This is a genomic window from uncultured Veillonella sp. (genome assembly GCF_905209685.1).
Classification (GTDB): domain Bacteria; phylum Bacillota; class Negativicutes; order Veillonellales; family Veillonellaceae; genus Veillonella.
Map to the genome: position 1 here is coordinate 1 of NZ_CAJLUB010000062.1, position 9,997 is coordinate 9,997.

At 38.0% G+C, this 9,997-nt stretch carries 12 protein-coding genes; 1 reads left to right on the forward strand and 11 read right to left on the reverse strand.

The window, feature by feature from the left end:
• Nucleotides 1-65 precede the first annotated feature (65 nt).
• The 8 genes from QZ055_RS05765 to nth form a co-directional block, all read right to left on the reverse strand.
• Nucleotides 66-1,097, reverse strand: coding sequence for an L-threonylcarbamoyladenylate synthase (locus tag QZ055_RS05765; protein ID WP_295825244.1), 1,032 nt, complete (start codon nucleotides 1,095-1,097; stop codon nucleotides 66-68).
• A gap of 1 nt (nucleotide 1,098) precedes the next feature.
• Nucleotides 1,099-1,968, reverse strand: a complete 870-nt coding sequence (prmC, locus tag QZ055_RS05770) for a peptide chain release factor N(5)-glutamine methyltransferase (RefSeq protein ID WP_295825246.1) — start codon at nucleotides 1,966-1,968, stop codon at nucleotides 1,099-1,101.
• Entirely contained in the window at nucleotides 1,961-3,043 is a 1,083-nt protein-coding gene (gene prfA, locus QZ055_RS05775; RefSeq protein ID WP_105093892.1) for a peptide chain release factor 1, read from the reverse strand. Before prfA ends, prmC begins: the two co-directional genes overlap by 8 nt.
• Before the next feature lie 2 nt (nucleotides 3,044-3,045).
• Nucleotides 3,046-3,951, reverse strand: a complete 906-nt coding sequence (locus tag QZ055_RS05780) for a DUF1385 domain-containing protein (RefSeq protein ID WP_295825247.1) — start codon at nucleotides 3,949-3,951, stop codon at nucleotides 3,046-3,048.
• A 57-nt stretch (nucleotides 3,952-4,008) separates the two neighbouring features.
• Nucleotides 4,009-4,206: a 50S ribosomal protein L31 gene (rpmE, locus tag QZ055_RS05785; RefSeq protein WP_004696185.1), complete on the reverse strand. Its 198-nt coding sequence runs from the start codon at nucleotides 4,204-4,206 to the stop codon at nucleotides 4,009-4,011.
• Nucleotides 4,207-4,285: 79 nt separating this feature from the next.
• A complete protein-coding gene (locus QZ055_RS05790; protein ID WP_005386267.1) occupies nucleotides 4,286-4,555 on the reverse strand; it encodes a YdbC family protein in 270 nt (89 codons plus the stop codon).
• A 110-nt stretch (nucleotides 4,556-4,665) separates the two neighbouring features.
• Complete coding sequence (locus tag QZ055_RS05795; protein WP_295825248.1) at nucleotides 4,666-6,105, reverse strand: hypothetical protein; 1,440 nt, start codon at nucleotides 6,103-6,105, stop codon at nucleotides 4,666-4,668.
• 1 nt (nucleotide 6,106) lies between these two features.
• Entirely contained in the window at nucleotides 6,107-6,742 is a 636-nt protein-coding gene (nth, locus tag QZ055_RS05800) for an endonuclease III (protein ID WP_119207953.1), read from the reverse strand.
• A 123-nt stretch (nucleotides 6,743-6,865) separates the two neighbouring features.
• Between nth and QZ055_RS05805 the strand changes: the two genes are divergently transcribed.
• Nucleotides 6,866-7,135, forward strand: coding sequence for a DUF896 domain-containing protein (locus tag QZ055_RS05805; RefSeq protein ID WP_119206185.1), 270 nt, complete (start codon nucleotides 6,866-6,868; stop codon nucleotides 7,133-7,135).
• Nucleotides 7,136-7,267: 132 nt separating this feature from the next.
• On the opposite strand, the gene QZ055_RS05810 is transcribed toward QZ055_RS05805, so the two are convergent.
• The 3 genes from QZ055_RS05810 to QZ055_RS05820 all read right to left on the reverse strand — a co-directional run.
• The gene (locus tag QZ055_RS05810; RefSeq protein ID WP_295825249.1) at nucleotides 7,268-8,515 is read right to left on the reverse strand and encodes a pyridoxal phosphate-dependent aminotransferase; all 1,248 of its coding nucleotides are present in this window, start codon (nucleotides 8,513-8,515) and stop codon (nucleotides 7,268-7,270) included.
• 241 nt (nucleotides 8,516-8,756) lie between these two features.
• Complete coding sequence (locus QZ055_RS05815) at nucleotides 8,757-9,326, reverse strand: outer membrane beta-barrel protein (protein ID WP_024064722.1); 570 nt, start codon at nucleotides 9,324-9,326, stop codon at nucleotides 8,757-8,759.
• Nucleotides 9,327-9,407: 81 nt separating this feature from the next.
• On the reverse strand, nucleotides 9,408-9,997 hold a 590-nt coding region (locus QZ055_RS05820), incomplete at its 5' end, for a cell division protein FtsZ (protein WP_295825250.1).

Here is a 9,997-nt window from a genome sequence, read left to right on the forward strand (position 1 = left end):
AGCAAATTCATCCAATATGTAAAGACATATTTCTATTATCAGTGGACATTTTTATGCTAGTAAATTTACTTATAAATGATATGATGACTAGATGCCTTTTCCATACGATTCATAATAGCAACGCCAAAACCATCATCATTAACACCTTCTGCTAAGATTAAGGTAACATGATTTTCGTTAAAATGTAATAGGCTTTTGTAAAAGTCATGGCCTAATGATAAGGCATCACCATGATGGCCAAAACAATGGCACATAAAGCGTGTATCGTCTTTAATCAGGTCATACGTTTCATGACTGACCAAACAACCTATAGGACCTTCTTTACCTTCTGAAAGCTCCTTAAACGTAGATGCTATCCCCTCTGGACTGCCTACAACAACTGTCATAGGTGCATCAGGCGCATAGTGCGTATACTTCATACCAGGAGCCTTAGGCTTAGTGGCAGCATTAACTAGCGCAGTATCATACTCAACCGTAGACACAACATTTTCAAGCTGAGCTTTTGTAATCCCACCGGGTCTCAATATAATGACCTTATCATCATGTACTTCCACTACAGTAGACTCTACACCAATCGTACATGGACCAGCATCTAAAATATAGGAAATACGGCCATTCATATCATGGTAAACATCTTGTGCCGTTGTAGGGCTTGGACGACCAGATATATTTGCACTAGGAGCCGCTACAGGTACACCAGCGCGTTCTAATAATGCACGGCATATCTTATGATCAGGGCAACGCAATGCTACGCGATGTAACCCTCCAGTAGCGCGATCTGGCACTAAATCAGATTTAGGCAATGTAATCGTTAATGGCCCTGGCCAAAACGTATCCATTAATAGTTGTGCTGTATTTGAAACCTCTGTTACCAAAGGTTTTATACTTTCACTATTAGGAACATGCAAAATAAGGGGATTATCTGAAGGACGACCTTTCGCAGCATAGATTTTATCCATTGCCTCTGGATCAAGGCCATTAGCACCGAGTCCATATACAGTTTCTGTAGGAATGGACACTAATTCACCATTACGCAATGTACTGGCAAGCATATTTAGTTCTTGTTCTGATGGATTTGTAATAATTTGAGTATCCATATTATCCCTCATATACTGCAGTTACAACACGGTTATTACCACCAAGATCAGCGATACACTGAATGTTGGAGTAATGACTAGCTTCTTTTAATAAAGACTTTACCTCTTCAGCTTGATCGTAACCTATTTCAAAGGCTATACGGCCTTGCGGTTTTAAATATGTACCGCATTTTTTAGCTAAAATACGATAGAATTCTAATCCATCTTCACCACCAAATAAAGCAATATGAGGCTCATTTAATACATCCTGGGACAATAATTTAGCATCTCCTGTACGGATATATGGTGGATTCGATACGATGAGGTCATACTTTTCAGCTTTACCGTCTAAGGCAGAAAACATATCAGACTCTAACAATTGAACACGATCATTTAAGTTAAATCTTTCCCTATTCTCCTCAGCCACTGTCAAGGCATCCGTAGATATTTCAAGACCTACACCACACGCATTCGGCAAATAGTGTAATAGACTAAGTAATATCGTACCAGGGCCTGTACATACATCAAGGATACGAACTTTACTATCTTTTTGGTACGTACCTAATACATGCTCAATTAAGGTTTCTGTATCAGGTCGTGGAATCAACACCTTATCATTAACCTTAAAGGTCAATCCCATAAAGTCCTTTTCCCCAATTATGGCCGCTACACAATGACCCTTAGCTCGTTCTTGAACAAGAGGTCTAAAGGCGTCAAGTTCCTCTTGAATAAGCGGTTGGTCATAATGAGTATATAGATAAATACGATCCTTGCCTAAAACGTGAGAAAGCAGTACTTCCCCATCAAGTCGAGGTGTATCCATCTCCTTGCTTTGAAAGTACTGCTCTGTCCACTGGAGAATACGACCGATTGTCCAAATCTCCTTATGCATTTGTATTAGCCTCCTGCATTTTTGCCGCTTGGTCAGCAGCATTTAAGGCTTGAATGATTTCATCTAGATCGCCATTTAAAATAGCATCTAATTTATACAATGTTAAATTAATACGATGGTCTGTTACGCGGCCTTGAGGGTAGTTATAAGTACGAATACGTTCACTACGGTCACCAGTACCAACTTGGCTCTTACGGTCTGCGGCCATGCTAGAAATAGCCTCTTGTTCAGCTTGGTCTTGCAATTTAGCACGCAATACACGCATAGCTTTTTCACGGTTTTGTAATTGAGAACGTTGGTCTTGGCATGCCACAACGATACCAGAAGGTAAGTGTGTAATACGAACAGCAGATTCTGTTTTATTGATATGCTGACCGCCCGCACCACTAGCACGATATGTGTCGATTTTCAAGTCTTTTTCATTAACTTCAATATCAACATCTTCCATCTCTGGTAATACAGCTACTGTAACGGTCGACGTATGAACACGGCCCTGTGTTTCTGTAGCAGGTACACGTTGTACGCGATGTACACCAGATTCAAATTTCATCTTAGAGTATACATTTTCACCATCTACAGAGAAAATAACCTCTTTAAAGCCACCAAGTTCTGGTTCATTAGCATCGATAATTTCACAACGCCAGCCTTGGCTTTCCGCATATTTTGTGTACATGCGGAACAAATCGCCTGCGAACAATGCCGCTTCATCACCGCCAGCACCACCACGAATTTCGATGATGATGTTTTTATCATCATTAGGATCCTTAGGCAATAAAAGAATTTGCAATTTCTCTTCTAATTCCTCTTTTTGAGGTTTTAGCTCTTTCAATTCCTCTTGTGCCATTTCGCGGAATTCTTCATCCATGGATTTATCTTCAATAACTTCCATAGCTTCATCAATACCAGCTAATACTTTTTTATAAGTACGGAATGTTTCAACTGTTTCAGATAATTGAGCATGTTGACGTGTTAATTTACGCCATTCGTCTTGGCGCGCAATCACTTCAGGGTCACTGATGCGCTGCTCCAGGTCCATAAATTTATCTTCAATAACTTGTAATTTATCTACTAACATGTTTATTCCTCTTCATATGCATCACTCTCAGAAGGGCGAACCTCTTCAAGAGCTCGTATAGCGACTTCAATTTGATCATCTTCTGGTTCACGTGTGGTCATGTACTGTAATACAAGACCTGGTTTGATAAGAGCTTTCACAAAGGAATGCTCACTACGACCAGCAAGACGAATAACCTCGTACGCAATACCTGCTACTACAGGCATGAGCAGTACGCGGCTCAGAATACGTTCTAACAAATTAGGCCAACCTAAAAAGGCAAATACAAAGATACTCACCACCATAACGATGAGTAAGAAGTTTGTACCACATCGAGCATGTAAACGACTTTGTTTGCGAACGTTTTCTACAGTAAGAGGCAAGTCTAATTCATAGGTATGAATTGTTTTATGCTCGGCCCCATGATATTGGAAAACTCGTTGAATATCCTTCGTAAGACCAATACCCCAAATGTAGAGTAGAAAAAGAACTAAACGAATGACACCTTCAATGAGATTTAATACTACATGATTATCCTGTACACCAGGAATAAATTTTACGATAAATGTAGGCAATGCCAAAAATACAGCTATCGCAAATATGGTAGAAATAACCATAGTAATGGCAATTTCACTATTAGACATTTCTTCCTCTTCATCACCAGCGGCTTTAGCGGAGAAGGACAATGCCTTCATGCCAATCACTAGAGATTCATAGAGGGCTACACAGCCCCGAAGAAATGGTTTTTTCAAAATTGGATATGTGTCAGCAATAGATTTTGTAGGCTCTTTTTGAACTACAATGGTTCCTGATGGTTCTCGTACAGCTGTTGCTGTAACACCAGGTCCCCTCATCATGACACCTTCGATCACAGCTTGTCCACCGACAAACTTTTTAATACGTTCTGTGTTCACAAGAGCTCCTCTCATAAACAAATAGAGGCAGAGCCCATAGCCCTGCCAATAGATGCTACATTACATGACAAATTATTTGCCGTAACGTTTGTTAAATTGTTCAATACGACCACGAGCTTGAGCTGCGCGTTGTTGACCAGTGAAGAACGGATGGCATTTGGAGCAAACGTCTACACGAAGGTCTTCTTTTACAGAGCCAGTTTTGAATGTGTTGCCACAACCGCAAGTTACTGTAGCTTCTTTATAGTCTGGATGAATACCTTGTTTCATTCTATACACCTCTTTCCGACAATCAATATTATTCTTATAGATTATAGCATGACATATGCACAAATGCAAGTTGCCAATACTATTCCTTGGATGCTTGTTTTTCTTCAATAGACTCAGCTAGGATGGTCTCTAAGTCGCTTTCATTAAGGATGTCACGCAATGCGATGAGCTCCTCTAAAGAAAGGGTAATACCCTTTTTCATGCTTGTATATTCACTATCCCAAGCACGAAGGTCAAACTTAGGATTATATTTGCCCCAGCTAGTGCATGTTAATTGTTTTTTCCAACCATCTTTATCTTCAGATAAAGTACCAATAACTTTGAAGATTTCAAAATTAATAACAGCCATGAATCCTCCTTTCTCACACATTCGTGTAGTATGTTTCATACCTACTATATTTAGTAGTTTATATTTTTTAGGATACGATATATTTTAAACTAAATATCGGACTTTTACAATTAGTTTTTATAATCGCTATAATCCTCAATATCAATAGATGTTGTTGGTGGCATAACTTGAGCACCTAATTCATCTACTGTAGATTTCCAATCTTCTGTCGCTTCTGTCACAGCCTTGATATACGCTTCATCAGCTGCTTGAACAGATGTGATTAGTTGAGCCTCGTCGTTAACATCTAATACGCGTCGACGTACGCTGCTAAGCATATAACCGAATGACTCATCTGTTTGAACGAGCATGGAAACTTCTTGGATCAATGTTTGACCAATAGTGCTACAGAAGTATGCATACCACATATAGGCTAATTCAGCATCTGGGAACATCCAATAAATATCCTCTTTTGGTACTTCTGTAGTAATATCTACATCTACATGATCTGCATGACGTTTAAATGTAAGGAAATAAGCGCCATTTTCAACAAGAGCATTACGACCTAATTCAGAAACTCGACTGTCGATACAGTAAATCCCATCTTGTCCTAAGGCTACATCAGTTTGACCACCTGGTAGCAAAATAGAACGCAAAGACAAGCCATAATTTAATACAGTAAACACTGGCAATTGAGCGAACACACCATGAGGCAATGGAATATAGTTAATCGTTTTCCATTCTTCTCCTACGCGTTCACGTAGACCAACACGCATCTTTTTAACATCATATTTGCCATATACAATTTCGTAAGCCCCTAATGGTATCCATTCACGAATCGCTTCTACACGCTTTTGATTCAAGAAGAATTGTAATGCCATATTATTCAAACCTAATTGATTTTGTGCCATCGTAGCAGGCAAGAATAATTGTGCAGTTCCTTCTGGAACAAGATTATGTAAACCATTAGCCACTTCTTCCACAATATCTTCAGAGGATTGGAACATGCCAACCGTTCCTGTAAAGATATGATCAAAATAGCTGCGATGAGGCCATTGATTAATAATTTGCGCCATTGGATATAAACGTGTCAAAATGCTATAGCACACTGGAGATGCCGTATAAAGCACAACTTTTTTATCTTCATAAGATTGAAGAATTTCTTCAATCATACCTGCGTATTCTTCTACATAAGCATATAGAACGAGTTCTCCCGTTTTACTATGGGCTTCGATACTTTCACGAACAGGAGTCTCCCAAATAGTACCAACATCTAGACCATCTAAAATACCTGTATCGCTAATAAAATCAAATAATTCGACTCTAAACGAAGGGCCATATAGAGCTTGGAATGTATTCAAATCATATGGAACAGGGCCAAAAGATTCTACTGTAGATTTTTCTGCTAACGCATATAAATCATCAGCCGTAACACCCCACTCACGGGAGCTAGCATTACTAGAAATCAATTGATCTAACACTTTAAAACGCATTAACTCATTTACAATATCAATACCTTCAATACTATGAGTAGCACAAAGGGCAATAAATTCTTCGTTATTTACTTTCATATTAAACCTTTCCAGCTGAAGGACATAAGTGATTTAAAAAACATTCTTCACATAATGGCTTACGAGCCTTACATAGTTTACGACCATGATAAATCAACCAGTGATGAGCAGCCGACCAATCCTCTTTAGGAATTGCCTTCTGCAACTTTAATTCCATCTCTTCTGGTGTTTTAGCAATACCCAATTTTAATCGGTTAGACACGCGGAATACATGAGTATCTACAGCAATCGCTGGCGTACCAAACAATACAGATACTAGCACATTTGCAGTCTTACGACCTACACCAGGTAATTCAACGAGTTGATCAAACTCCCGTGGCACTTCCCCGTGGTATTGTTCTACTAGAATCTGACATGTGGCAATCAAATTTTTGGCTTTAGATTTATAAAGGCCACAGTCCTTAATCAGAGTTTCTAATTTGGTAACCCCAATTGCTAACATCTTAGCCGGATGATTTAGTTCAGGAAATAACCGTTTAGTAACGATATTAACTCTCTCATCCGTACATTGTGCAGATAATACAACTGCCACTAATAATTCAAATTCATTTGTATACTCAAGGGCAGGTTTTGCATCAAAATAATGCTCTTGCAATAATTTCAATTGCTCTGCCTTTATTGCTTTTGTTACACGCATATAACTCTCCTTTCTCACTTGTGAAAGTACAGACGCGTACAACTTATATCTTACCATACGTATTCATTTAGTTCTATGTTATAATAAATCATGTTATTCTAATATAGAATACAGGAGGTCAATATGAGCAATATTAACGATACATTAAAACGTATAAATGAACTAGCAGCAAAGAAAAAATCTGGGCAACAACTCACACCAGAGGAATTAGCAGAAAAAAAAGAACTTTATGAGATTTACTTAAGCTTCATTCGAGGCCAAATCACAGATACATTGGACCGTGTTGAATTTGTGGATCCAGAAACCGGTGAACGAACTGCGCCTAAACAAGCTCTAGAAAATCTTGCGAAAGAAGCTGACCAAGACATTAAAGAACATAAAGATATTCACTAATATATAAAAATATACATTAATATAAAAAATGTACGCATAAATGATACATCAAATATGCGTACATTTTTCTATTAACCACAAAAAGTCCGCTTGATATATCAAGCGGACTTTAGTATTAGTGAAACTTATGTATTATAATTTACCGAGGCGTTTCATAGCATTATAGATTTTTTCAGCTAGTCCTGTCATTTGGAATTTAGGAATACCACAAGCAGCTATGCGAATACCGTTAGCTAAAGCGATAACATAGATATGTTCTTTTTTCAACTCTTCACAGATAGCATTAGCAGAATCTGTAGGAATCGTAATAAAGAAACCACCGCGATATGGCAACATAGGAAGACCAACTTGGGCTGCTTCTTGTTTAAATATATCAGCACGATCGCGAATCAATTGATAATAGCAATTACGTTCATCTTCATAAGCTTTAAACTTAGCTGGATCAGCTACAATATTTGCCATTGTACGCATTGCAGGGCGGCATATATTAGACCATGTAGCACGGCTTGTAGATTTGTTGATTTCTAAGAATTCATCAGCAATTTCTTCATCATCAGAAATACCAATCAAGGCACCTACACGTTGCCCATACATAGTGAAGCCTTTAGACAAGCTATAGCAAACACATGTAAGGATTTCTTTTGGCAAATGACTGAATTTACTAAAGAATGCACGAACCTCTTCTTTTTCACCAGAATAATCAAGGTATGCAACATCAATGCCAATGATTACATTATTACGGCCTATAGCAACGAGTTCTTTCAAGAAGTTAAGGATAGATTCCCAATCTTTGTCCTCTATAGAGTAACCTGTTGGGTTATTACCAGGTGTATTAAACAAAATTACCACATTTGTTTGTTTAGCAGCTAATTCATTTACACGATTTTGGAACGCTTCATGGTTAAAGTTATTATGTTCATCAAATAGAGAATAGGTAACAAGTGTACGACCTACATCGCTACAAAGTATACGATAGGCACCCCAGTACCAATCAGCAGTCAACACCTCATCACCAGGTTCTGTATAGTTATGAACTAAGTGATGAATACCGCCTGTACCACCTGTAGTAGCAATACTACGAATATGACCTTCTGGACGAGATTGTCCAAAGCATTCCGCCTCTGCAGCAGCAAGGAACTCAGGTACACCTGCAATCGGAGCATAACCAATATGTTCAGAATCTGGAAGACTTAAATATTCGTCCTTAACGGTTTTAAGGAATACTAATTTACCATCTTCATCATAAATCGCACCTAATGTACCATTAACAACGTTCTCGCGACCATTTTCTTTAGCATCAGCTTGGGCTTGGCCAGCAGTTACAAAGATTACATCTTTAAGTTTTTTCCCTTTTGCATGCTTTGCAGCAACACTTGTCATAACTTGCACCATCCTATCTAAAATGAATTATTACATATTTATCATACCTAAACTTATTTAATTATACAATGAGTATTTAAAAATATATTGTATACATAAGAAAAAATACTAATTACAATCTGAATTATAAAAAAGCTAAGGTATATAGGATATATACAATATCCTATATAAAATATTTTTATAAATCATATGCTAGTATTTATAAAAAAAAGACCACTCATTAGAGTGGTCTTTGATATCCTTAGAAGGAGTAGCCTACACCAGCGTGTAAACCTTTTGCAGTTTTATCGTTGCTGTTTACGCTATATTTATCATAGCCATAGTATACGTTCAAGTCTACATCAGGGCGAACTTCATATTGAGCACCTACTTGGTAAGTTTGTTTAATATCGTTACCCCAACCAGCTTTAGCAAAGCCGTTTACTTTTTCTGTCAATGGCACATGACCAATAACACCAGCTTGGAAACCTAATTCTGTATCATTTGTACGAATTGCAGTACCAGCACCATATACGTTTACGTTTGGATGCACTTTATAAACTAATGCTAATTGATGATCTTTAATGTCCCCATTTTTTGCATTCAATTTATCATAAGAATATTGAACAGCAGTTTTATTGGAAAGATCGTGTTGCAAAGAAACACCGAAACCGTCGTTGCTATTGCCGCCACCTTTAGATACATGTTGTTTAAACGCATAATCAGCTTGTACTTTAGTGGAACCGTCGCTAATTTTTGTTACAGGTGCCGCTGCAAATGCACTACCTGCCACAACTGTAGCTGCTAGAGTTAATAATACTAATTTCTTCATTTGTACCTCCTATACACATATCTCAAGATATGTCTTACTAAGTTACTTATTTACGAATGTTTTGATTATACACTCTATAAATTAGCGTTTCATGAATACAGGGATATCTGGGATACCGCTGTTAGTTGTTGTTGTAGTGGATGCTGGACGAGATGTAGTAGTTGTTTTACCGAATTCTGGTACGCTTTTAGCGTTATTGCCAAAACCAGTTGCTACAACAGTAACTTGAACTTTATCGCCCAAGCTTTCATCGATAACAGAACCGAAGATGATATTTGCATCAGGGTCTGCTGCATCAGAAATAATTTGAGCAGCTTCGTTTACTTCAAAAATACCCAATTCGGAGCTACCAGAAATGTTGAGCAAGATGCCTTTTGCACCATCAATGGAAGTTTCCAACAATGGGCTATTGATAGCCATTTTTGCAGCGTCTGCAGCACGGTTTTCACCTGTACCTTCACCAATACCCATCAAAGCTTCGCCTTGATTAGTCATGATAGTTTTAACGTCTGCAAAGTCAAGATTGATTAAACCAGGAATTTGGATCAAATCGGAAATACCTTTGATACCTTGACGAAGAACTTCATCAGCTTTGCTGAATGCATCAGATACGGAACATTTTTTATCTACAACTTGTAACAATTTGTCATTAGGAATAACGATAATTGTAT